The 23,884-nt window shown below is 67.9% G+C and carries 19 protein-coding genes; 6 read left to right on the forward strand and 13 right to left on the reverse strand.

Going from position 1 to position 23,884, the window contains the following annotated elements; translation table 11 throughout:
* Positions 1–181 precede the first annotated feature (181 nt).
* Positions 182–1,690: an ATPase domain-containing protein gene (locus tag AC1KAT_RS09200; protein ID WP_480325039.1), complete on the forward strand. Its 1,509-nt coding sequence runs from the start codon at positions 182–184 to the stop codon at positions 1,688–1,690.
* Complete coding sequence (locus AC1KAT_RS09205) at positions 1,687–3,423, forward strand: ATP-binding protein (RefSeq protein WP_480325041.1); 1,737 nt, start codon at positions 1,687–1,689, stop codon at positions 3,421–3,423. The genes AC1KAT_RS09200 and AC1KAT_RS09205 overlap by 4 nt, the downstream gene beginning before the upstream one ends.
* A 27-nt stretch (positions 3,424–3,450) precedes the next feature.
* Here AC1KAT_RS09205 and AC1KAT_RS09210 read toward each other — a convergent pair whose 3' ends face one another.
* From AC1KAT_RS09210 to AC1KAT_RS09245, 8 genes are all read right to left on the reverse strand, one after another.
* Positions 3,451–3,945 (reverse strand): hypothetical protein, encoded by a 495-nt coding sequence (locus tag AC1KAT_RS09210; RefSeq protein WP_480325043.1) that lies wholly within the window; start codon positions 3,943–3,945, stop codon positions 3,451–3,453.
* Between the two features lie 88 nt (positions 3,946–4,033).
* Positions 4,034–5,164: a M35 family metalloendopeptidase gene (locus AC1KAT_RS09215; protein WP_480325045.1), complete on the reverse strand. Its 1,131-nt coding sequence runs from the start codon at positions 5,162–5,164 to the stop codon at positions 4,034–4,036.
* A 216-nt stretch (positions 5,165–5,380) separates the two neighbouring features.
* Positions 5,381–6,898, reverse strand: coding sequence for a tripartite tricarboxylate transporter permease (locus tag AC1KAT_RS09220; protein ID WP_480325047.1), 1,518 nt, complete (start codon positions 6,896–6,898; stop codon positions 5,381–5,383).
* Positions 6,899–6,910: 12 nt separating this feature from the next.
* Entirely contained in the window at positions 6,911–7,372 is a 462-nt protein-coding gene (locus AC1KAT_RS09225; RefSeq protein WP_480325049.1) for a tripartite tricarboxylate transporter TctB family protein, read from the reverse strand.
* A 160-nt stretch (positions 7,373–7,532) separates the two neighbouring features.
* Positions 7,533–9,359, reverse strand: a complete 1,827-nt coding sequence (gene tfpB, locus AC1KAT_RS09230; RefSeq protein ID WP_480325051.1) for a type IV pilus assembly ATPase TfpB — start codon at positions 9,357–9,359, stop codon at positions 7,533–7,535.
* Positions 9,356–10,153 carry a spermine/spermidine synthase domain-containing protein gene (locus AC1KAT_RS09235; protein ID WP_480325053.1) on the reverse strand — a complete coding sequence of 266 codons (798 nt, stop codon included), beginning with the start codon at positions 10,151–10,153 and terminating at the stop codon, positions 9,356–9,358. Before AC1KAT_RS09235 ends, tfpB begins: the two co-directional genes overlap by 4 nt.
* A 25-nt stretch (positions 10,154–10,178) precedes the next feature.
* Positions 10,179–10,688 carry a DNA-deoxyinosine glycosylase gene (locus tag AC1KAT_RS09240; RefSeq protein ID WP_480325055.1) on the reverse strand — a complete coding sequence of 170 codons (510 nt, stop codon included), beginning with the start codon at positions 10,686–10,688 and terminating at the stop codon, positions 10,179–10,181.
* Positions 10,685–11,521 carry a TatD family hydrolase gene (locus AC1KAT_RS09245; protein WP_480325057.1) on the reverse strand — a complete coding sequence of 279 codons (837 nt, stop codon included), beginning with the start codon at positions 11,519–11,521 and terminating at the stop codon, positions 10,685–10,687. Before AC1KAT_RS09245 ends, AC1KAT_RS09240 begins: the two co-directional genes overlap by 4 nt.
* 485 nt (positions 11,522–12,006) lie before the next feature.
* Between AC1KAT_RS09245 and AC1KAT_RS09250 the strand changes: the two genes are divergently transcribed.
* From AC1KAT_RS09250 to AC1KAT_RS09265, 4 genes are read left to right on the forward strand one after another with little or no spacing between them, the layout of a single operon-like run.
* A complete protein-coding gene (locus AC1KAT_RS09250; protein ID WP_480325059.1) occupies positions 12,007–12,924 on the forward strand; it encodes a S1C family serine protease in 918 nt (305 codons plus the stop codon).
* 32 nt (positions 12,925–12,956) lie between these two features.
* Positions 12,957–13,967 carry an AAA family ATPase gene (locus tag AC1KAT_RS09255; protein ID WP_480325061.1) on the forward strand — a complete coding sequence of 337 codons (1,011 nt, stop codon included), beginning with the start codon at positions 12,957–12,959 and terminating at the stop codon, positions 13,965–13,967.
* Positions 13,954–14,949 carry a DUF58 domain-containing protein gene (locus tag AC1KAT_RS09260; RefSeq protein ID WP_480325063.1) on the forward strand — a complete coding sequence of 332 codons (996 nt, stop codon included), beginning with the start codon at positions 13,954–13,956 and terminating at the stop codon, positions 14,947–14,949. The genes AC1KAT_RS09255 and AC1KAT_RS09260 overlap by 14 nt, the downstream gene beginning before the upstream one ends.
* Entirely contained in the window at positions 14,949–15,977 is a 1,029-nt protein-coding gene (locus AC1KAT_RS09265) for a VWA domain-containing protein (RefSeq protein ID WP_480326527.1), read from the forward strand. The genes AC1KAT_RS09260 and AC1KAT_RS09265 overlap by 1 nt, the downstream gene beginning before the upstream one ends.
* A gap of 106 nt (positions 15,978–16,083) precedes the next feature.
* Here AC1KAT_RS09265 and AC1KAT_RS09270 read toward each other — a convergent pair whose 3' ends face one another.
* From AC1KAT_RS09270 to accC, 5 genes are all read right to left on the reverse strand, one after another.
* Positions 16,084–17,364, reverse strand: coding sequence for a M16 family metallopeptidase (locus AC1KAT_RS09270; protein ID WP_480325065.1), 1,281 nt, complete (start codon positions 17,362–17,364; stop codon positions 16,084–16,086).
* 586 nt (positions 17,365–17,950) lie between these two features.
* Positions 17,951–19,132 carry a hypothetical protein gene (locus AC1KAT_RS09275; protein WP_480325067.1) on the reverse strand — a complete coding sequence of 394 codons (1,182 nt, stop codon included), beginning with the start codon at positions 19,130–19,132 and terminating at the stop codon, positions 17,951–17,953.
* A 179-nt stretch (positions 19,133–19,311) separates the two neighbouring features.
* Complete coding sequence (locus AC1KAT_RS09280; RefSeq protein ID WP_480325069.1) at positions 19,312–20,853, reverse strand: GGDEF domain-containing protein; 1,542 nt, start codon at positions 20,851–20,853, stop codon at positions 19,312–19,314.
* A 368-nt stretch (positions 20,854–21,221) separates the two neighbouring features.
* Positions 21,222–21,710, reverse strand: a complete 489-nt coding sequence (locus tag AC1KAT_RS09285; protein WP_480325071.1) for a VOC family protein — start codon at positions 21,708–21,710, stop codon at positions 21,222–21,224.
* Between the two features lie 109 nt (positions 21,711–21,819).
* Positions 21,820–23,820, reverse strand: coding sequence for an acetyl-CoA carboxylase biotin carboxylase subunit (gene accC, locus AC1KAT_RS09290; protein WP_480325073.1), 2,001 nt, complete (start codon positions 23,818–23,820; stop codon positions 21,820–21,822).
* Positions 23,821–23,884 lie beyond the last annotated feature (64 nt).

Genomic DNA, 23,884 nt, shown 5'->3' on the forward strand with positions numbered 1-23,884 from the left:
GCCTGATCTGCCTGTACCGACAAGGGTCTTGCGCCCGTTTGGGTAACTTTGCACCGTGCTCGCAGAGGGCACCGTCAAGGCCTTCAGGCTTGCGGTGTCGTGTGCGTGCGGCCGGTTTTCGCATGGGGTCGTGACCGGTCGTGGGCTTGCTGCCCAGCCCGCTTCACCCCTGGACTTGTGCATGGACACCTCGCAACTTCACGCGACCGACAGCCCCCCGGCGGGCCCGCGCGCCTCTACCGGCATCCAGGGACTCGACCACGTGCTCGGCGGCGGCCTGACGCCCTCGCGCATGTACCTCGTCGAGGGCACGCCAGGCACGGGCAAGACGACCTTCGCGTTGAAGTTCCTGCTGGCGGGCGCCGAACGCGGCGAGCCGGGCCTCTACATCACCCTGTCCGAGACAGCGGGCGAGCTGCGTGCCGTGGTCGCGGCGCACGGCTGGTCGCTCGATGGCGTCGAGGTGTTCGAGCTGCTCAACGAGTGGGGGCTGCGGCCCGAGGTCGAGCAGTCGATCCTGCACCCGTCGGAGGTCGAGCTGGGCGAAACCATCCAGGCCGTCACCGAACAGATCGAACGGCTCAACCCGACGCGCGTGGTGTTCGACAGCCTGTCCGAAATGCGCCTGCTGGCGCAAGACCCGCTGCGCTACCGCCGGCAGATCCTTGCGCTGAAGCACTTCTTCGCCAGCCGCCAGTGCACGGTGCTGATGCTCGACGACAAGACGGCCGACCCGACCGACCTGCAACTGCACAGCATCGCCCACGGCGTGATCAGCCTGGAGCAGAACGTGCAGCCCTTCGGCGTCGAGCGGCGGCGCCTGCGCGTGGCCAAGATGCGCGGCATCCGCTTCCAGAGCGGGTACCACGACTTCCTGCTCGACACGGGGCGGCTGGAGGTCTTTCCGCGCCTGGTGGCTGCGCAGCACCACCGGGAGTTCCTGCCCACGCCGTCCACCACCGGTGCGCCGGGCCTGGACGAGCTGCTCGGTGGCGGCCTCGTGCCGGGCACCAACACGCTGCTGCTCGGGCCGGCCGGGGTCGGCAAGACGACCACCGCGGTGTGCTGCATGCATTCGGCCCTGAAGCGCGGACAGCGCGCGAGCTACTACTTGTTCGACGAAGGCCGCCCGACGCTGCTCAGCCGCAGCCGCTCGCTGGGCATGGCGCTCGACGGCTTCATCGAAGACGGCCAGCTCACCATGCAGCAGATCGACCCGGCCGAGCTGTCGCCGGGTGAATTCGCCCACCGGGTGATGAACAGCGTGCAGCACGACGGCGCCTCGTTCGTCGTCATCGACAGCCTCAACTCGTACCTGCAGGCCATGCCCGGCCAGTCGTTCCTGATGCTGCACATGCACGAGCTGCTGACCTTCCTCAACCAGCAGGGCGTGACCACGCTGCTGGTGGTCGGGCAGCACGGGCTGGTGGGCGAGATGCGATCAGAGATCGATCTCAGCTACCTGAGCGACGCCATCCTGCTTTACCGCTACTTCGAGGCGGCGAGCGAGATGCGAACCGCCATTGCTGCGGTGAAGAGCCGCACGTCCGAGAACCAGCGCTCGATCCGCGAGTTTCGCGTCAGCGAACGGCATGGCCTGCAGGTGGGCGATGCACTGCATGACTTCGAAGGCGTGATGAGCGGCCTGCCCACCTACCGCGGCTCCACCCCGCTGCTCGGCAGCCGATGACGCCAGCCCCCGACCTTCACCCCGACCGCCACGTGCTCGTGCTCGCCCCGCGTGGGCGCGACGCCGCGGTGCTGCGGCAGGTGCTCGCTGCCGCAGGCTTCGCCGTGCGGGTGTGCGCCTCGCTCGACGCGCTGGCCGACACGCTCGCTCAGGGCGCGGGCCTGGCGCTGATCACCGAAGAAGAGCTGGCCTCACCAGCACTCGACACCCTCGCCTGCTGGCTGGGCAGCCAACCGCCGTGGTCGGACCTGCCGGTGGTCGTGCTCGCGACCAAGCAGGCCGGCCGCCGCTCAGACCAGGCGTTGTCGATGCTGCACCGCCTGGGCAACGTCGTGCTGCTCGAACGCCCCCTCAACGCCGAGACGCTGGTCAGCGCCGCGCGCTCGGCCCTGCGCTCGCGCGAGCGGCAGTACCAGGCGCGCTGGCAGCTCGAACTGCAGGCACGCATCGGCCACGAGAACGAACGCCTCTACCGCGCCGAACGCGACGCGCTGCGCGAGGCCGCGCGCGTGCGCGACGCGATGGAGCTGGCGCTCGAAGGCGAACGCGCCGCGCGCCTGCAGGCCGAGCAGGCCAGCCGCGTGAAAGACGAGTTTCTCGCCACGCTGTCGCACGAGCTGCGCACGCCGCTGAGCGCCATCCTCGGCTGGGCCCACCTGCTGAAGATTCGCGCGGCCGACTCGCCCGAGCTGCTGCGCGGCGTCGAGACCATCGAGCGCAACGCCCGCGCGCAAACGCGCCTGGTCGATGACCTGCTCGACATGAGCCGCATCAACGCCGGCAACCTCGAACTCGAACTGCAACCCCTGATGCCCGCCGCCCTGCTCGACGCGGTGCTCGACTCGCTGGAGCCCGCAGCCGAGGCCAAGCACCTGCGCATCGAACGCGACATCGACGCGAGCGTGGGCCCGGTCTCGGTGGACGGCCAGCGCTTCCCGCAGATCCTCTGGAACCTGGTGGTCAACGCGATCAAGTTCACGCCCGCGCACGGGCACATCCGCGTATCGCTCGAAGGCGTCGGCAAAGAAGTGGTGCTCCGGGTGAGCGACAGCGGCGAAGGCATCGCACCCGACTTTCTGCCCTTCATCTTCGACCGCTTCCGCCAAGCCGATGGTTCAACCACGCGCCGCCACGGCGGGCTGGGCCTGGGCCTGGCCATCGTGCGCCACCTGGTCGAACTGCACGGCGGCCGTGTCGAGGCCGCGAGCGAGGGCCTGGGCCAGGGGGCCACCTTCAGCGTCACGCTGCCGCTCGATGCGCGCACGCTGCGCCTGGCCGGGCTGATGCTGCCGCCGCGCATGAGCGCTGCCCCCGCGCTGGCGGCGCAGGACAGCCCGCTGGCCGGCATGCACATCGTGCTGGTGGACGACGAGCCGGACGGGCTGGAGATGATGGGCAAGCTGCTCGCCAACCACGGCGCGAAGGTGCGGCCCGCGCGTTCGGCGCGCGAAGCGCTCACCCTGCTTCAAGAGACACAGGCGGACTTGTTGATCAGCGACATCGGCATGCCGCAGATGGACGGCTACCAGCTTTTGCAGTCGGTGCGGCAGCACGGCCTGGCGCTGCCCGCCATCGCCCTGACCGCCTTCGCGCGCAGCGAAGACCGGAGCCGGGTGCTGTCGGCCGGCTTTCTGGCCCACCTGGGCAAGCCGGTCGAGCCGACCGAGTTGCTCGGCACGGTCTCACGCGTGATGGGCCTGCCAAGCGCGCACAACGGCGCGGCCAGAGGCTGAAGCCGGGGCTGGGGCACGCTCGCACAGTCAGCGGCGCGCTTTTTCGGGCCGCTGGCCGAGCTTGAACTTCAGCGTCGGGCACGCCAGCGTCAAAGGCGACCGCTCGGCATCGGGCGGCGCGCCATCCACCTGCACGTCGTGCAGCACGAACTGAGGGCGCAGCTCATAGCTGCCCGCGACCTTCAGCCCGAAGGGCAAGGCCAGGTCGAGGTCGGCCTCGCGGCTGCCGCCCGCCGGGATCAACACGTACTCGTCGGCCCCGGGCGTCGCACGCTTGGCGCTGGGGCCGCGATACGGCAGCTCACGGCCCTGATGCCACACCTGCACCGAAGGGCCCCACCACGACCCCTCGAACGGCGTGTTCCAGGTCAGCACCCGCAGCGCTTGCGGGCCGGGGTTGCTGAGGGTCATCTGCAGCATGAGCGGTGAGCCCACGGGGGCCGTGGCGGGCAGTTGCAGGCGACAAAGAAGCGCAGGCGTCGCCGCGCTGCGCTTCGTGGCGGGGCTGGCAGGCTGGGCCATGGCTGTGGGGCCGCCGCTCAGTACACCGGCGACCAGTGCCGCGGCCAGCAGCAAGGCGGGTCGTCTACGGCCCGCCCCAGGGCCCGCGTCATTGAAGGGCCGGGGTGTTTTCGGCGAAGTACTCATGGCTGTCGGCGTTGTCGATCGCGCGCGCGGGGTTCGAGTTCGCCAGCGACTTTGCCGCACTTTGCCCATAGGCCCAATCGTCGGTGCCTCCCAGGATGGTGAAGTGGCTCAACTCGTGGATCAGCGTGCCCGCCTTCGAGTCGGTGCCGGTTGCCGGGGCCGAGAAGAAGCCGGGGCAGAGGTACACCTTGTAGTGCTGGTTGGCGTAGACGTAGGCGTAGTAGTTCTGGCGGCAGCTGCAGTCCAACGTCAGCGGCTTGGTCTTGAGCGCGTCGGTGATCTTGGTGAAGTGGCTCTTGACGGTGTTCCAGTTCGTCGTGGTGGCGCTGCCGAACCAGGTTCTGTAGCGCGCGGTCGATGAGGGCGTGCGGCCCAAGTAGGTCAGCGCGTTCTGCGAGTAGGTCGTGGCGGCGGCCACGGCATTGGCCAAGGCGGTGCGCTGCGACGAGCTGCAGTTGCCGGTGTAGGTGATCGTCGCGGCGGCGGCCGTGGCGAGCGGCTGTACGCTGCCCTGGGTCGAGAACGTCGGCGCGGTGGGCTCGGCCTTGGGCTCGCTGCGGCCTTGCAGCCAGAGGTACAGCGGTGCCGTGGCCACCTCGGCGGCCGGGGTGGCTGCAGCCGTGGCCTGGGTGGTGGCCTGGGCTGGGGGGGACGCAGTCGCCGCCTGGCCGTGCTGGCGCTGCAGGCCGGTGTACTGGATGGCGTACTGGCCGTTGCGGCTCAGGTCGTAGAAGCTCGTCAGCTCGACCTCGTAGCGCAGCGACTCGCCGGCGCCCAGGCGCACGTAATCGGCGTCGCGGGGTGCCCCGCGCTTGACCAGCGGCCCGGTGTAGGCCACGGGCGCACCGTCACGCGTGATGCGGAACAGCGCCATGTCGAGCCCGTCGGCGGGCAGCTGCGCTTTGGCGATGCGTTGCGGGTAGCGCTGGGTGTTGGTCACCGTCACGGTGACCGACACATCAACGTCGCCCGACAGCACGGGGCTGGGCACCGACACACGCACGTCCAGGCCATTGGCCAGGGCCGGGGCGGCCACGAAGGCGGCGCTCCAAAGCGCCGCGGCCGAAGCCCACTTGCTGAAACTGTGGTTCATGGGAATGTCTCCTTGTTTTATGAAGTACCGCTCGGGGCGGCTCGCCATTGTTGGAATCCGCCTCGGACCCGACACCCCCTAACACCCCCGGACGCGGGTTTGTCTGGGTGCGACTTCAACAATTGAAACGTTCCCACGCGGGACCGCGTGCGATCGGGCGGCGGCCAATGAAAAGGCCGCCTCGCGGGCGGCCTTTCGGTGGGTGCAGGGGCGGCGTCAGTCGGCGTCCTGGAACGCCTCTTCGCGCTTGTTGCGTATGGATGGCAGCAGCACGATCACGATCAGCAGCGCGGCGGCCAACAGCAGGCTGGCCGACAGCGGGTGGGCGCTGAAGTTGACGAAGCTGAACCAGTCGCCACGCGAGATCTGCAAGGCGCGCCGCAGGTACTCTTCCATCAGCGGCCCGAGGATGAAGCCCAGCAGCAGCGGTGCCGGCTCGCACGAGAGCTTGTAGAACAGGTAGCCCAGCAGGGCGAACAACACCGAGATGTAGATGTCGAAGTTGTTGTTGTTCAGCGTGTAAAGGCCGATGCAGCAGAACGACATGATGGCCGGGAAGAGAAAGCGGTACGGCACCGTCAGCAGCTTGATCCAGATGCCGATCAGCGGCAGGTTCAGGATCACCAGCAGCGCATTGCCGACCCACATCGACGCGATCAGGCCCCAGAACAGCTCGGGTGTCTTGGTCATCACCTCGGGGCCGGGCTGGATGCCTTTGATCGTCATCGCGCCGACCATCAGCGCCATCACCGGGTTGGGCGGAATGCCCAGCGTGAGCATCGGGATGAACGAGGTCTGCGCGCCCGCGTTGTTGGCCGACTCGGGGCCGGCCACGCCGCGAATGTCACCCTTGCCGAAGCGGCTCGGGTCTTTGGCGACCTTCTTCTCGAGCGTGTAGGCCGCGAAGCTCGACAGCAGCGCGCCGCCGCCGGGCAGCACGCCCAGCACCGAGCCGAGCGCCGTGCCGCGAATGACCGCCGGCCACGCGTCCTGGAAGTCTTGTTTGGTGGGCCACAAGCCTTTCACGTCTTTGGTGAAGACCTCGCGGTGCTCGGCCGGCCGCCCGAGGTTGGCGATGATTTCGCCGAAGCCGAACACGCCGACGGCGATCACGACGAAGCCGATGCCGTCGCCCAGCTCGGGGATGCCGAAGCTGAAGCGCGGGATACCGGAGTTCACATCGCTGTTGATCTGCCCGAGCAAGATGCCGAGCACGATCATCGCGATGGCCTTGATGAGCGAGCCAGACGCCAGCACCACCGCACCGACCAGGCCCAGCACCATCAGCGAGAAGTATTCCCAGGGGCCGAACTTGAAGGCCAACTCGGTGAGCTTGGGTGCGAAGGCCGCGATGACGAGCGTGCCCACGCAGCCCGCGAAGAACGAGCCCAGGCCCGCCGCCGCGAGGGCCGGGCCGGCACGGCCCTGGCGCGCCATGGCGTAGCCGTCGAGCGCGGTCACCACCGAGCTGGACTCACCCGGCACGTTGATGAGGATGGCCGTGGTGGAGCCGCCGTACTGCGCGCCGTAATAGATGCCGGCCAACATGATGAGCGCCGGCGTCGCGTCGAGCCCGTACACCGTGGGCAAGAGCATCGCGATGGTGGTGATGGGGCCCAGCCCCGGCAGCACGCCGATCAGCGTGCCGAGCAGCGCGCCCATCAGCGCGTACAGCAGGTTCTGTACGGTGAAGGCGACCGAGAAGCCGAGGGCGAGGTTGTCGAGCAGGTCCATGGTCGCTCCTTCTCAACCGAAGATCGTGGGCCACAGGGGGATGACGAGCCCCAGGCCCCAGATGAAGATCACCCAGCTCGCCACCGTGAGCACCGCGGCCGAGATCAGCGCCTCGACGAGCTTGAACTCGTCACCTGCGGTGGCCGAGATCAGCACCAGCACCGGCAGGCTGACGGCCAGGCCCAGGCGCGGCAGCATGAAGCCGAACAGCGCCACCGCGATGAGGATGATCACCAGCGGCTTGAAGGCGATCTTGCCGACCGGGTCGCCGCCTTCGGTCTCGATGGTGAGCGAGGTGAACAGCACGATGGCGCCCAGCAGCGCCAGCAAGATGCCGAGGCCGAACGGAAAGTAGGCCGGCCCCGGGTTGGCGGTGGTGCCGAAGCGGTACTCGGTGGCGCCCCAGGCGAAGGCGATGCCAATCGCGACGAACATCACGCCGGACCAGAAGTCCTTGTGGCTCTTGATCTTCACGTGCGCCCTCCTCGTTGATGCCGCTCATTGAACCGCGGGCGATTCTAGGGAGCAGCCTGGGGCCACCCGATGTGGTTTACACCGAGAGTGCCTGTGACCAACGCGACATGTCAACGTCAGGGTGACGTCAGGGTGAGGGGTGCAACATCGCACCCGCCGATCACTGCTCCCACATGGGCGTGGCACGCAGCACTTCGTCGATGGTGGTCAGGCCTTCGGCGACCTTCATCGCACCGGCAAGCCGCAGCGGCCGCAGGCCATCGGTGATGGCCTGTTGCCTGAGCTTCGAGATGTCGGGCGTGGGGTGAATCGCTGCGCGTGCCCCATCGGTGATCGAGAGCAGTTCGTACAGCCCCGCACGGCCGCGGTAGCCGGTCATGCGGCATTCGAGGCAGCCCACCGGCTTGTACGGCCGTACCTTGCCGTTGATGCGCCAGGGTTTGATCATGTCGTGCAGCGTGTCGCTGCTGGTGTGCTCATCGGGCTGCTTGCAGGCGCTGCACAGCGTGCGCACGAGCCGCTGCGCGAGCACGCCGATGACGGTGGCACCGATCATGTACGCCGGCACACCCAGGTCTGACAAGCGCGTGATGGCCGAGGCCGCATCGTTGGTGTGCAGCGTGCTGAACACGAGGTGGCCCGTCAAGGCGGCTTGAATCGCCATCTCGGCGGTTTCGAGGTCGCGGATTTCGCCGACCATGATGATGTCCGGGTCCTGCCGCATCAGTGCGCGCAGGCCTTCGGCGAAGCCGAGGTCGATGCCCTGCTGCACCTGCGTCTGGTTGAAGGCCGGCTGGATCATTTCGATCGGGTCTTCGATCGTGCAGACATTGACCTCGTCGGTCGCCAGGCGCCTGAGCGTCGAGTACAGCGTCGTCGTCTTGCCCGAACCCGTGGGGCCGGTCACGAGGATGATGCCGTGCGGGCGCGCGGTCAGTGCCTCCCAGCGCTGCGCGTCGTGGCTGCCGAAGCCCAGCTGGTCGAGCTGCTTGATGGCGGTGTCGGGGTCGAAGATCCGCATCACCATCTTTTCGCCGAAGGCGGTGGGGATGGTGGACAGCCGCATTTCGACTTCGTCGCCCGAGGGGTTGCGCGTCTTGATGCGGCCGTCGAGCGGGCGGCGCTTCTCGACCACGTCCATGCGGCCGAGCAGCTTCACGCGCGCGATCATCGCGTTCATCACGCCGGGCGGCAGTTGGTACACGGTGTGCATCACGCCGTCGATGCGGAAGCGGATGACGCTCAGGTCGCGGCGCGGTTCGAGGTGGATGTCGCTCGCGCGCTGGTCGAAGGCGTATTGCCACAGCCAATCGACCACCTGCACCACGCCCTGGTCGTTGGCGTCGAGCTGCTTGTTGCTGCGGCCCAGCTCGACCAGTTGCTCGAAGCTCGCCGCGGCGGCGTTTTCGCCGGTCTTGGTGGCGTTGCGAACCGATTTCGACAGCGTGTAGAACTCGGTCGTGAACTTCGCCAGCTCGACCGGGTTGGTGATCACCATGCGCAGCGACTTGCGCGTGTGCGCTTCGATCTCGGGCACCCAGGCCAGGTCGAAGGGCTCGCAGGTGGCGACCGTGATCTCGTGCTGCCCCACCGTGATGGGCAGCGACTTGCGCCGCTCGGCGTAGTTGATCGACATGACCTCGGCCACGCGGCCGACATCGACCTTCAGCGGGTCGATGCGCAGGTAGGGCAGGCCCACGCGATGGGCCAGCCACTCGGTGAGAAATTCGGTGTCGATCGCCTTGCCGTTGCTGACCTGCGAGAGGCCCGCCGCGCCCAGGCGCACCAGCGGGTGCTGGACGCTGTCGCCCGCGGCGAAGCGCTTCTCGGTGCGGTCGTGGTCGTCGCGCGAAATGACGCCATCGTCGAACAACCACTTCAGCAAGCGGCGCCACTCGAGGCGACCGGCCGGGTGGCTGGAGGCCGACGTGGGATGCGCGGATCGGGCCGATTTGGCCGGCGTGGTCTTGGGCAGTGCGGCGTTCATGCAGTGGGGTCGGCGGGCTCACCCGGCAGCTGGCGAATCATGCGCAGCCACTTCTTTGCCGGCAAGCCGAAGCGAGTTTCAATGTTTTCGGCGCGAGCGGCAAGCGTGGAACGGTCAGGAAATGCAAGCCCGTCAGACCCCTCGCGCTTGACCGCCAGCACCACGGTGTTGCCCTCTTTCGTGGGCTGGATGCTGCGCACGTTGGCCGCCCCGAAAGCACCGGCGATCAGCCCGGCGCTGCGCGCGAAACTTGCGTCACGCCCGAAGAGGTTCACCGTCATCACCCCACCGTCGGCCAGCACGCGGTGGCAGTTGGCATAGAACACCTCGTCGTCGAGCACCGGGCTCGCGGCCTCGTGGTCGTACAGATCGACGTTGAGCACGTCGGCCGTTTCGGCGTGGGCCGAGTCGGCGACGAAGCGGCCGGCGTCCATGTTGAGCACGGCCAGGCGCGCGTCGTCGTCGGGCAGGTGGAACCACAGCTTGCACACGCCGATGACCGTGGGGTTCAGCTCGACCACCGTCGTCTTCATCTTCAGATTGCGGTGGCAAAAGCGCGTGATCGAGCCGGCGCCCAGGCCCAGCTGCACCGCGTGGCCCTTGCCCAGTTGCGCGGGTTCGCGCATCAGCATCCACACCATCATGCGCTGGATGTATTCGAGCTCAAGCGTGTGCGGCTTGCGGATGCGCATCGCGCCCTGCACCCAGGGCGTGCCCAGGTGCAGGTAGCGCACGCCATCGGCTTCAGACACGGTGGCGGGGGCGAGGTCGTCGTTCAACTTGTAGCGGGCCATGCGGTGGGTCGGTGGGTTCAACAGGTCATGCGATGCCGTGCGCTTCGAACACCTCGCGCCAGGCCGCGAGCTTGCGCTCGAAGCTCCACGAGGCGTTGGCCGGGCTGGTGGACGGCAGCCGATGCACGGCCACGCCCAGCGTGCGGGTGAAGCGCATCGCGCGGGCCGACTCGCCGCCGTTGTGGGCGATGGCTTCGAGCTTCGGCGCCTGCCGCATCAACGCGGCGAAGTCATTGAACTCGGCGTCGTGGATGGCGCTGTCGAGGCTGCCTTCACGGCGGCAGGCGGCGTAGACGTCCCAGATGCCGAGACCGCGTTCGCGCACCACGTCGAGCCGCTGGTCGTAAGGCATGGCACGCAGGTCCACGCCCCACAGCGCCGACAGCACGGGCCAGAAGTGGTTGCGCGGGTGCGCGTAGTACTGCGCGGCCCCGAGCGACGCCACGCCCGGAAAGCTGCCCAGCACGAGCAGCCGCGTGGCGGGGGCGATGACCGGGGCCAGGCCCTGGAGCGGCGGTGACGCGAGCGGATTCAAGCGGGCGAGTCTGCCACGCCCAGCAGCGCATGCAGGCGCGGCAAGGCCGCGAGCGCGTTCGCCTCGCACTGCTGCGCGGTGCGTTCGAGCGACCAGCCGCGCAACTCGGCCAGCATGGCACCGATGCGCGGCAACTCGGCCGGCTCGTTGCGCGCCTGCGGACCGCCCTGTCGCTCGTCGGCCGTGCGGTACAGCCAGTGCGGCGGAATGTCGGGCGCGTCGGTTTCGAGCACCAGTGCGTCGTCGGGCACGCTTTGCGCGAGGCGGCGGATCTGCAAGGCGCGGTCGAAGGTCAGCGTGCCGCCGAAGCCGAGCTTGAAACCCAGGTCGATGAAGGCCTGCGCCTGCTGCGCGCTGCCGTTGAAGGCATGCGCAATGCCCTTCACCGGCACACGCCGCAGGTGCTTGAGCAGCTGGTCGGCCGACTTGCGCACGTGCACGATCACCGGCAGTTCGAAGTCACGCGCGAGCTTGAGCTGCTCGACGAAGAAGCGCTCGGCGCGCACCGGGTCTTGCCCAGGAACGAAGCCATCGAGCCCGATCTCGCCGACGGCGACCAGATGCGGGTCGTCGCGCTGCGCATCCAGCGCGCGGCGCAGCGTGAGCAAGTCCTCGTCGCGCGACGACCCGACGGCGAGCGGGTGAATGCCCAGCCCGTAGACGAATCCGTGCCGGTGGGCCAGGCGCCGCACCGTGTCGAAGTTGCCCGCCTCCACCGCCGGCAGCACCCACATGCGCACACCGGCTTCGATGCCGCGGCGCACCACCGCATCGCGGTCGGCGTCGAACTCGCGGGCGTCGAGGTGGCAGTGGGTGTCGATCCAGCGGGGCATGGGCAGAAAGCGCGGTGTTGGGTGGGCGGTTCGCACCGCGCCCTCGGGCGGCGCGCGCGGCAGGGCCCGCGGCGCCGCGGCAGATCATGCAACAGCCGGCTTGCCACTGGGCCCGCCATGGAACTCTCGCCTGCAGCCATGGCCCGCCGCGGTGTCCGTTTCGCCGGTCGCCGGGGGCATGCCCGCTTTCGTGACAGATCATTCCGGATTTGGCGTGCAGATCGCGCCGCCCCGTGCTACGGTGGAAACGTCCTCCTGTCTCGCCGCCGGCCGGCTGGCATCGCAAATGCAGGGGATCCGTACCGGCACTCCCCGCCGCGAAGGAGGTAGGCATGAAGAAGGCTCCGCTCTACAGCCGATCGCCGAGAGCCCCGGCGAGTGCGCCGCGCGCGGCTGGGGACGAGGCGCCCGCACCCGTGCGCATGCGCTCCTCGGCGTCCATACCGAGCAACACGTCGGGCGCTGAAACAGCACCCGATCAGGCCTTGACCTCACCGGCTGCGACCAGGCGGCGCGCGTCGCCCCGCGTCACGCGCTCGCTCTGGGCACTGGTGGCCGCCTTGATGCTCGTCGGCGCCGCCCTGGCGGGTCGCGCCTGGCAACCCGGGCGTGCACCGCTCACGCAAAAGCAGATCGACACGGCCGTGCTGCGCACCCTTGAAAAACAAGTGCTGCCCTCGGCCTACGCCCGTGCCCACGACGCCATCCGCCCGTCGGTCGTGCGCGTGCAGGGCAGCGCCGGCGACGAGTTCGACGACGGTGGGCCGCCCGAAGCCCCGCGCGATGGCCTCACCAAGAAAAAGAGCCGCCGCGATGAGTCGCCCGGAGCTGAATCCAACCGCGAGGCACGCCGCCAGCAGTCCACCGGCAGCGGCGTGGTGATCGTGGACAACGGCACCATCCTCACCAACCTGCACGTGGTGATGGGCGCAAAGAAGCTGCGCGTGACCTTCTGGAACGGCCAAGAGTCCGACGCGCTGCTGGTCGGCGCCGAACCCGAACACGACCTCGCGGTGCTGAAGGCGGTGAGCATTCCCGACGACCTGCAGGCCGCGACCATGCGCTCCACCAGCGACCTCGCGCCCGGCGACCAGGTGATCGCGGTGGGCTTTCCCTTCGGCATCGGGCCCTCGGTGTCGGGCGGCGTGGTCTCGGGGCTCAAGCGCGAGTTCCGCGCGCCTGGCGGCGGCAAGGGGGGCGAGCGCACGCTGAGCAACCTGATCCAGTTCGACGCGGCCGCCAACCCGGGCAACTCGGGCGGCCCGCTGGTCACGATGGACGGCTCGGTGGTCGGCATCGTCACGGCCATCCTCAACCCGTCAGAGCAACGCACCTTCATCGGCATCGGCTTCGCGGTGCCCATCGAGAGCGCGGCCGGTGCGGCCGGCATGCCGCCGTTCTGAACGGCTTCTTCTTTTGACCCACCACGTCACCCATGAGCACACCCAACGTCACCGAGACCGCCACGCTGATGGAACGCATCCTCTACGAGGTCAAGCGGGTGGTGGTCGGGCAAGACCGATTTCTCGAACGCGTGATGGTGGCGCTGCTGGCGCAAGGCCACCTGCTGGTCGAAGGCGTGCCGGGGTTGGCCAAGACCATCACGGTGAAGACGCTCGCCACCACGCTGCGCGGCAGCTTCAAGCGCATCCAGTTCACGCCTGACCTGGTTCCGGCCGACCTGATCGGCACGCGCATCTACAACCAGAAGACGGGTGAATTCAGCACCTCGCTGGGCCCGGTGTTCGCCAACCTGCTGCTGGCCGATGAGATCAACCGTGCGCCAGCCAAGGTGCAAAGCGCCCTGCTCGAAGTGATGCAGGAGCGGCAGGTCACCATCGCCGGCGAAACCTACAAGGTGCCTTCGCCCTTTCTCGTGATGGCGACACAAAACCCGATCGAGACCGAAGGGACGTACCCGCTGCCCGAGGCGCAGGTCGATCGTTTCATGATGAAGGTGCTGGTGCACTACCCCAGCGAAGAAGAAGAGTTCGTGATCGCACAGCGCGCCACGGCCGAGCCGGTCGCGGTGACCCCCGTCGCCAGCGTGTCGCAACTCGCCGAGTTGCAGCGCGCCTGCCGCCACGTGTACGCCGACCCGGCGCTGATGCAGTACGCCGTCAAGGTGGTGGGGGCCACGCGTGACCCGGCCAAGCACGGCCTGCCCGAGCTGGCGAAGTACCTGCAGTTCGGTGCGAGCCCGCGCGCGACCATTGGCCTCATCGAAGGCGCCAAGGCCCTGGCCCTGATGCGTGGCCGCGGCTACGTGCTGCCCGACGACGTGAACGACCTCGTGCCCGACGTGCTGCGTCACCGCTTGGTGCTCAGCTACGAGGCGCTCGCCGACGGCTTGACGGCCGACGCACTGATCGCACGCCTCATGCAGAAGCTGCCGAGCCCCGACAAGCAGATGGGGTACCGCCCGGAAGACCATGCCACCCGTTGACGACACCCCGGCGCCACCGCGCGCCGCCGACGCGCTGTTGACTCGGCTGGAGTGGACCGTCATCCGCCGGCTCGACGGCCTGCTGCACGGCGACTACCGCACGCTGTTTCGTGGCCAGGGCATGGACCTGGCAGACCTGCGCGAGTACCAGGTGCACGACGACGTGCGCCACATCGACTGGAACGTCACCGCACGCCTGCAGCAGCCGCACGTGCGCCAGTTCACCGAAGACCGCGAGCTGACCGCGTGGTTTCTGCTCGACCTGTCAGGCAGCGTCGACTTCGGCAGCACGCTGCGCAGCAAGCGCACCGTGTCCACCGAGTTCGTGAGCGTGCTCGCGCGCCTGCTCACACGCCACGGCAACCGCGTCGGCGCGGTCTTCTTCGGCGCCCAGCTCGACGCCGTGCTGCCCCCGCGCAGCGGCCGCCAGCACGTGCTGCACCTCATGCAGCGCATGCACGCGCACCGCGTGCCGCCGCGGGCGACGTCCACCCGCCTGCAAGGGCTGATCGACGCCGCCATGCCCGTGCTTCATCGGCGCTCTCTAGTGTTCGTGGTGTCCGACTTCATCAGCGAACCCGGCTGGGGTGCTGCGCTCGGCCGGCTGGCCGCGCGCCATGAGGTGACCGCCGTGCGCCTGTACGACCCGCTGGAGATGGCCTTGCCCGACCTCGGCCTCGTCACGATGGAAGACGCCGAGACCGGCGAACAACTGCGCGTGGACACGGCCGACCCGGGCTTTCGCCGGCGCTTCGCCGAGCAGGCCGAGACCCGCGAGGACGAGTTGCGCGAGCAGCTGTCGTCGGCGGGCGTGGACACGCTGGAGCTGGCCACCGACGCCGACCTGCTCGACACGCTGCTGCGCTTTTCGCAGATGCGCCAGCAGCGCCTGCGCCTGTCGTCGGGCGGCGGCGTGCTGCCCGCCCATCTGAGCGCCGCACCGGCCGCGCCCGCCCGAGACCGCACCGGACACCGATCATGATCCGCTTCATCTGGCCCCATCTGCTGTGGATGCTGCTCGCACTGCCCGTGCTGGTGGCGCTGTACCTCTGGCTGCTCGGCCGCCGCAAGAAAAGCACCGTGCGCTACGCCAGCCTCTCGCTCGTCAAGAGCGCGCTCGGCCCCGGCACCGGCTGGCGACGCCACGTGCCGCCCGCCTTGATGCTGGTGGCGCTGACAGCACTGTTCGTATCCATTGCACGGCCAGCCGCGATGCTCACCCTGCCGCTGCAGCAAGAGACGATCATTCTGGCAATGGATGTTTCGGGCAGCATGCGGGCCACCGACGTGCAACCCAACCGCTTGGTCGCCGCCCAGGAGGCCGCCAAAGCCTTCTTGAAAGACCTGCCGCGCAGCGTGCGCGTGGGCGTGGTGTCGTTCGCCGGCACCGCCGCCGTGGTGCAGCCGCCGACCGACAAGCGCGACGACATCGTCGCCGCCATCGACCGCTTTCAACTGCAGCGCGGCACCGCCATCGGCAGCGGCATCGTGCTGTCGTTGGCGACCATCTTTCCCGAAGCCGACATCGACCTCTCGCAGATCACCGGCCAGCGCTCGATGCCGCCCGACATTGGCGAAGCGCCCAAGCCCGCGTTCACCCCTGTGGAGCCCGGCTCGTTCAGCTCGGCGGCGATCATCCTGCTCACCGACGGGCAGCGCACCACCGGCCCCGACCCCATCGACGCCGCCAAGATGGCCGCCGAACGCGGTGTGAAGGTGTACTCGGTCGGCATCGGCACCAAAGAAGGCGAGACCATCGGCTTCGAGGGCTGGTCGATGCGCGTGCGCCTCGACGAAGACACGCTGAAGAACGTCTCGAACCTCACCCGCGCCGAGTACTTCTACGCCGGCTCAGCCGAAGACCTGAAGAAGGTCTACCAGTCGCTGGGTTCACGCCTCGTGATTGAAAAGAAAGAGACCGAGATCACCGGCCTCTTCGCAGCGCTGGGCGCGCTGTTGATGATGGTGTCGGTCGGGCTGTCGGTGTGGTGGTTTGGGCGCGTGGCCTGAACCAAGTTGCCCGAGGCTTCGTTCGAACTGAGGGACCGACGTCCAGCGCACGGTGCCAATGCCTTCGCCCGCGCGGATCGGCGGCCGCTTGATCAAGCGTGCGGACTCACCCCGCGCCCGCAAACACCGCCTCGACCCGTTCACGCGCCCGCGCCGGCACGCTGCCGGCGAGCGCCACCGCCACCGGGCTCGCCAGCATCCGCGCAAACACGTCGCGCACCTCGTCGGCGGTCGTCGCCTGCACCTGCGCCAACCACGCCTGCGGATCGCGCAGGTGGCCCAGCGTGAACAGATCTTGCGCGGCCCCTTCAAGCCGTTTCGCCGGCTGCTCGGCGCTGCGAAGCGAACGCACCATCACTTGGTGGCGCGCACGCTCGAGGCCGACAGCGTCGGTGGCTTCGGCATGCTGGCGCAGCAGCGTGGCCACGGCGTCGAACAACTCGCTAGCCTTGGCCGGCTCGGTGGCCGCCTCCACCACGAACTGCCCCGTGGTCGGCAAGATGTCGGCGGTGCAGGCCAGGTAGTACGCGAGGCCCCGCCGCTCGCGAATCTCGTCGAGCAGCGGCGAGCTCATGCCCTCGCCCAGCAGCGCCGCAGCGAGCACATGGGGCATCGGTTGGGCGCCGCCCAGCGCCGGTGCTTCGAAGCCGATCACGGTCTGGCACTGCGCACTGCCCGCCAAGCGCCGCAGCTTCACGCCGCCTTGCCACACAGGCGCGGGCACCGCGTTCGGCTCGCCGCCGGGCATGCCACCGAAGGCCGACTCCACCGCACGCACAAAAGGCTCGAACGCCACCGCACCGGCCACCGCCACCACCACGTTCGGCGCGGTGTATTGCCGCGCCACATAGCTGAGCAGGTCGTCGCGCGTGAAGCGCTTCAGGTTGGCGCGGTTGCCGATCACCGGCTGCCCGGCGGGGTGCTGGCCGTAGCAGGCGCGGTCGAACAGCTCGAAGGCCACGCCAGCCGGGTCCTCTTCGAACTCGGTGAACTCGTGCTGAATGACCTGCCGCTCACGCTCCAACTCGTCGGCCGGGAAGCTGCTGTTCAACACGATGTCGGCCAGCAACTCGACGAACACCGGCAGGTCGCGCGGCAAGCCTTCGATGTGAAAGGCCGTGTGGTCCTTGTCGGTGTGCGCGTTGACCTCGGCCCCCAGCCGCTCGGCGTCGAGGTTGATGCGCTGGCAATCGCGCGTGGCGGTGCCCTTGAACGCCATGTGCTCGACGACATGGCTGATGCCGTTCAGCAAGCGCGACTCGTGCAGGCTGCCCGTGCGGATGAACACGCTCAGGCTGACGGTCTGCCGCCAAGGCATGGGAATGGCGACAGCGCGCACGCCGTTGGCCAGGGTGGCGAGGTGGGGAGAGGGGATCGACGAGGTCAAGGCTTGGGCGATCAGGGCGGGCGGGGCCGACAGTGTCGCCCACCCGGAGCCCGAGATCACCGGCCTCTTCGCGGCGCTGGGCACGCTGTTGATGGGCGGGTGGCTTGAGGCGAGCTTCGACCGGCTCGGGGCCAACGACGAACAAGCGCAGCGAAGTTCAACGCGTGACCCCAACTTGGGGGCAAGGGGCCAAGCCCCATCCGCATATCAGCCCGCGCGAAGCGCCTGACCCTGGCCCCGTAGAGGCGTCGAGAAGCGCTGGGCTGGAGGGCGGCGCGCATGAGCGCGCCTCCATCTCTGACTTCGCCGACTGTTCGACTCGCAGTGACCGAAGGGAACGGAGGGAGTTGTCGGCGACTCGCCCTCAAGACCGAGCATCGCAGAGCAGTCCCGCGCAGCGGGACCGCCGGCCCCGGGGCCACTTCTTTGCCTACTTTCTTCGAAAGAAAGTAGGTGCGCTGCCGGGCGCATGTCCCGGCGCCGACTTCCATGCGGGGAAGAAAGAACTCACATGCCCCCACCCAAGCAACCCGGACCCCGCCCCCTCGGTCCGAACCACCTGGGTGGCATGCGAACAGCCGATCCCTCAGGGCGCACGCGACCGGCTGGCCGACGTGCCCACATCGATGTCCGCACTGAACCCGAACACCTTGCCCGCCCAGATGAACACCACCCACACCAGCACCCCGAACGGCAGGTAGCCGAAGTAGCCCAGCAGCGGCATCTCGGAATGCAGGTGGATCACGTTCACGTACGGCACGTTGTAGATCCAGTAGTTCGGGTTCGTGCGCGGAATGGCGTTCGGGTTGGCGCTGAGGTAGTTCCAGAACTCCCACAGCAAGCCGTTGCAGAACGACGCCAAGGCCACGATCACGAACGGCGACCAGTTGCCCTGCGCCATCGCCGTGAACGGCGACCAGACGTTCTTGCGGATCAGCTGGCCAACGATCACGATCATCGGCCCGATCCACACGACCCAGAAGAAGGGCAGCGGCCAGAACACCATCACCCCCACCAGCGCCAGCCCGGCAACGATGAGCAACCCGCCGGGCAGCGACAGCTTTGGCCCCTGCGAGTAGCGCGCCACCAGCCGCGGGAAGGTCTGCAAAAGGTTGTACCACTCGAAAATCACCGGCCACACCGTGCTGTACGCGATGAGGAACAGCACCACGATGGTCGCATGCGTGAGGTTGGGCATGTCGTGCCCGTTCGGGTAGTACCAGTTGCTCAGCACGAAGTAGTCGTAGTACTCGAAGTACAGCCAACCGAACACCGACACGATGGCGCTGATCCAGAAGGTGGTCGGCTTGGTGGCCAGCAGCGACTCGCCGCCCGTGCGCCGGTAGACGATGCCGTCGAGCACGAGGATGAAGCCCCACCACATCGGCGAGAAGGCGTAGTAGACGAGGTCACCGAAGATGGTCGTGCGGGCCCACATCAGCCACAGGAAGAACAGCCAGAACACGCCGCCCACCCAGAACCAGATCGGCAGTTTGCCCGGCGGTGTGGGCGTGGGCGGCACCACCACCTTCTGAAAGCCGAACAGCGTGGGGAACAGCAAGAACACGGTGATCAGCACACAGACCGCGGCCATGGCCGCGAAGTACGGCCACCAGAACTTGGGGTTCTCTTGCACCAGCTCGGGAGGAAAGACACCGAAGCCCGGTGGCAGGTGCGTCTCGGGGTACGCGAACCAGGCCGCGATGAGCGGCACCACCACGGTGGCCAGCACGGGCCAGATCAGGCTCCATCGACTCGCTTTGCTCATCAAACGCTCCTCTCGTTGAAAAAGCAGAACGGGGTCGCCCCTCGCCTTGTCACGCCGGCGGTGCGGTCGGCCCCGGTCAGGGTCTTCTGTTCCCCCGGGTTATCGAGTCAAAGCGCCCAGGGTTGAGCACTTTCGTTGCGTGCGCGACGCCGGGCCGCGGTGCAATACCCGTTCAAGGCTCAGGCAGCCCCACCGGCGTGCAGCGGTTGTTCTTGGTCGCGCAGGCGGCGACGACGCTTGTTTTCATACATGCGCGTGTCGGCCAGGTGCTTGAGCTGCTCGCGGGTGGAGCACTCGTGGGCATGCACGGACCCGCAGCTGGCACCGCTCAGCTCGTAGCCGTTGCGGCGCAAGACATCCATCGTGTCGTCGATCAGCCGCTCGATGCGCTGGATGGCTCCGTCGGGTGCTGTCACGGCGAACTCGTCACCACCGAGTCGGTGCAGGGTCGCCTCGTCGCCGAGCAACTCGGACAGCACGCGCGCGAAGTCGCGAAGCAGCCGGTCGCCTCGCTCGTGCCCGAAGCGGTCGTTGTAGTACTTGAGCCCGTCGAGGTCGATGAAGGTGAGGCCGCCACCCGGGGGCAATCCGGCCAGGGCAATTTCGAGCGCGTAGCGGTTGGGCAAGTCGGTCAGCACATCGGTGCAGGCCAGGCGCAGGTGCTCTTCGGCGGTGGCCAGCGCACGTGCCCGCTCGTCTTGCAGCACACCGAACTGGTACGACAGCACCAGCGCCAGCAGCATCACCTCGATGGCCACCGCCACCAGGCCCAGGTGCTCGATGTAGATCGCGTACACCCCTTGCAGATGCACGAGCGAGATGGCCGCCGCGCCGGTGGCGAAGAACCCCGCATTGGCCAGCAGGTACCAGCGCGCGAGCGGGTTGCCGCGCACGGTGTGCACGACGCCAGCGACCAGCCCGTAGACGAGGAAGAGCCCCACGCCGATGCGGTCGAGTTCGAGCGACCAGTTCGGCCGGAAGGCGGCCGCGACGAGGAACATCACCATCACGCCGATGACGATGCGCCCCAGCCAGGTGAGCCCGGGCGAGTTCTGCGGGCGGATGTCGAGCAGGGCCTTCACGAACACCATGTAGGCGATGTTCGAGAACAGGATGGGGATGCTGATCAGGTAGAACCAGCGCACGCCCAGCAGGTCGTTGAACACCAGCAGGGCCGAGCCGTTGTAGAGCAGGTTGCCCAGGATGAAGGCCGCGTACATCGCATGCGCGGTGCGGCGGCGCACGACGGCCAGCACGGCGTAGTACAGGCCCAGGCCGATGAACAGGCCGAGCGACAGCAGCACCAGCGCATTGCCCGGCTTGATGGCCTGGCGGTAGGCGTCCAGTTCGTCCAGATAAGGCACCGGCTGCGCCAGGTAGAACGGCGAATCGACCTCGGTGACGAGCGTGTGACGGCCGGGGGTGAGGTTCAACTCACGCCCGTGGCGCAGGAAGAAGGGGTTGGCGACCTCGCTCTGGATGCCGCCTTCGCGCACCGCTTCGTCACCTTGCGGGCCCCGCACGCGATGCGTGAAACGGCCGATGACCGACGAGTTCTTGAAGTCGATGACGTAGACGCCGGCCCGCGAGATGTCGAACTCGGCCTCGAAACGGTAGCGCCCGCCGGTCGGCGCCAGCGTGTCCACGGCCGTCCCCGGGCCATCGATCGCCGACGGCTCACCGCCGCGCGGCAACTCGGTCCAGCGGCCGGTCAGATCCATGGGGGCGGCAAAGGCCCCGTGGCCTGCCCACAGCAGCACGCATAAGCAAAGCCTTGCCGCGCCCATGACCAGGGCGGCAAGGACACTGGGCCCCTGTGGTTTCTTCATTGTTTGGATTGTTTTTGTGCTCACGTGCCGCAGAAGCCAGCCCCGTGCCATCCCGAGGCGCAGCCCAACCCTGGCGGCGTCGCGCGGCGTGAGTACACCACAGCCACCCTTGTCGCTCAATTCTCGCTACCCCCAGCGCACGGCACACCCTGGCGCCGCGCGTGACTTTGTGCGCGCCACCCCGACGCAGCGCGTCAATTCGTCACATGACGAGGCTGCCACGGGCGCAGGCCGCACAGGGCTTGTGCCTCAGCCGAGGCTCATGCGTTTGCCGAGAGCGCGGCCACGACCTCGGGCGGGGCTTGCACCAGTTCGATCAACACCCCTTCGCCGGCAATGGGAAATTCGTCGTTGCTCTTGGGGTGCAGAAAGCAGATGTCGAAACCCGCCGCCCCCTTGCGGATGCCGCCCGGCGCAAAGCGCACGCCTTGCGCCGTCAGCCACTCGACGGCCGCTGGCAGGTTGTCGATCCACAGGCCCACGTGGTTGAGCGGCGTGGTGTGCACAGCCGGCTTCTTGGCTTCGTCGAGCGGCTGCATCAGATCGACCTCGACCTTGTGCGGGCCGCTGCCGATGGCGCAGATGTCTTCATCGACGTTCTCGCGCTCGCTGCTGAATTGCCCGGTGACTTGCAGGCCGAGCATGTCCACCCACAGGGTGCGCAGCTTGGCCTTGCTGGTGCCGCCAATGGCGATCTGCTGAATGCCGAGCACTTGGAAGGGGCGGGCTTGCGTGCTTGAAATGGTCATGGCGATTTCACGATGGGTCAAATCATCCGTTTGCCCTGAGGTCTCGAACGGGGTGGGGAGTCGTGCAGGAATGGACAGGACAGCAGCAAGACCGCCTGAGCAAACCCGCTCACTGGAACTCGATGATGACCTGATCGACCGACAGGCTCTCGCCCTTGGCGGCCAGCACCTTCGACACGACCCCATCGTTCGCCGCGAGCAAGGTGTTTTCCATCTTCATTGCCTCGATGACAGCCAGCTTCTCGCCGGCCCGCACCGCCTGGCCGGGGATGACGCACACGTCCGCCAGCAGGCCCGGCATCGGCGACAGCAAGAACCGCGACAGGTCGGGCGGTGCCTTGAAGGGCATCAGCGCATACAGCTCGGCGGCCCGAGGCGTGAACACGCGCGCGTCGATCTGCGCGCCGTTGTGCGACACGCGGAAGACCAGTCCCTGGCGTTCGATCTGTGCGCAGAAGGGCTGGCCGTTGCACTCGCCGCGCACGACCGTGTCGCGCAGGTGGTGCTGCAGCGTGAGCGCGTAGGTCTTGCCCGCCACCTGCACGGCGAAGGTGCCCTCGCCTTGCATTCGCACCACCGTCGGCGTGCTCTCGCGCTGCTCGCCGCGAAGCGACACCACAACGAAGTCGTCGCCGATCTGCAAGCCGTGGCCGGGCAACTGGCCGCTGATGCCGGCAGCGCGTTCGAGCTGCAGGCGGTTGGCCACCGCCGCCAGCACCCGCAGGAAGTCGGGGTCGTCGTGCGCCACCGCCGCTGCGCTGAAGCCCTGCGGGTAGTGCTCGGCAATGAAGCCCGTGTTGAAGTCACCGCTCTGAAACTTCGGGTGGGCCAGCAGCGCGGCCTGAAATGGGATGTTCGAGCCGATGCCGCGGATCGCAAAGCCGTTGAGCGCCTGGCGCATGCGCGCAATCGCATCGGCCCGGTCGCGGCCATGCACGATGAGCTTGGCGATCATCGAGTCGTAATACACCGGGATCTCGCCGCCCTCGTACACGCCCGTGTCCACGCGCACCCCATCGCCCTCGGGCGGGGGCGCGTACTTCACCAGCCGGCCGGTGGACGGCAGGAAGCCCCGGTACGGGTCTTCGGCGTTGATGCGGCATTCCATCGCCCAGCCGTCGCGCTTGATCTCGGCCTGCGTGAAGGGCAGCTTCTCGCCGGCCGCCACGCGGATCATCAGCTCGACCAGGTCGAGCCCGGTGATGCACTCGGTGACCGGGTGCTCGACCTGCAGCCGCGTGTTCATCTCCAGAAAGTAGAAGCTCTTGTCCTTGCCGACGACGAACTCGACCGTGCCCGCTGACTGGTAGCCCACGGCCTGGGCCAGCTGCACGGCCTGCTCGCCCATCGCGCGGCGCGTGGCCTCGTCGAGAAAGGGGCTGGGCGCTTCTTCGATCACCTTCTGGTGGCGGCGCTGGATGGAGCATTCGCGCTCCCACAGGTACACGGTGTTGCCGTGCGCGTCGCCCAGCACCTGAATCTCGATGTGGCGGGGCTCTTCGACGAACTTCTCGATGAACACGCGGTCGTCGCCGAAGCTGTTGCGCGCCTCGTTGCGGCACGAACTGAAGCCTTCGAAGGCCTCTTTGTCGTTGAAGGCCACGCGCAGGCCCTTGCCACCGCCACCCGCGCTCGCCTTGATCATCACCGGGTAGCCGATGCCCTTCGCGATCTCGACCGCCTGCTCGGGCGTGTCGATGGCCGCGTTGTGGCCGGGAATGGTGTTGACCTTCGCCTCACCCGCCAACTTCTTCGACGCGATCTTGTCGCCCATGGCCGCGATGGCCGCGTGCTTGGGGCCGATGAAGACGATGCCCTCTTCTTCGACGCGGCGCGCGAACTCTTCGTTCTCGCTCAGGAAGCCATAGCCCGGGTGCACCGCCTGCGCCCCGGTCTGCTTGCAGGCCGCGATGATCTTGTCCATCACGAGGTAGGACTCGCGCGAAGGCGGCGCGCCGATGTGCACGGCCTCGTCGGCCAGCTCGACATGCCGTGCATCGCGGTCGGCGTCTGAGTAGACGGCAACGGTGGCAATGCCCATCTTGCGTGCGGTCTTGATGACCCGGCAGGCGATTTCGCCACGGTTGGCGATGAGGATCTTGGTGAACATGGTGGTTCAGCGCCTTGAGAGAGGACAGTTCACAGCGACAGTCTTTTCACCGCAAAGACGCCAA

The sequence above is a fragment of the Piscinibacter sp. PDB5-1 genome, from assembly GCF_056676035.1.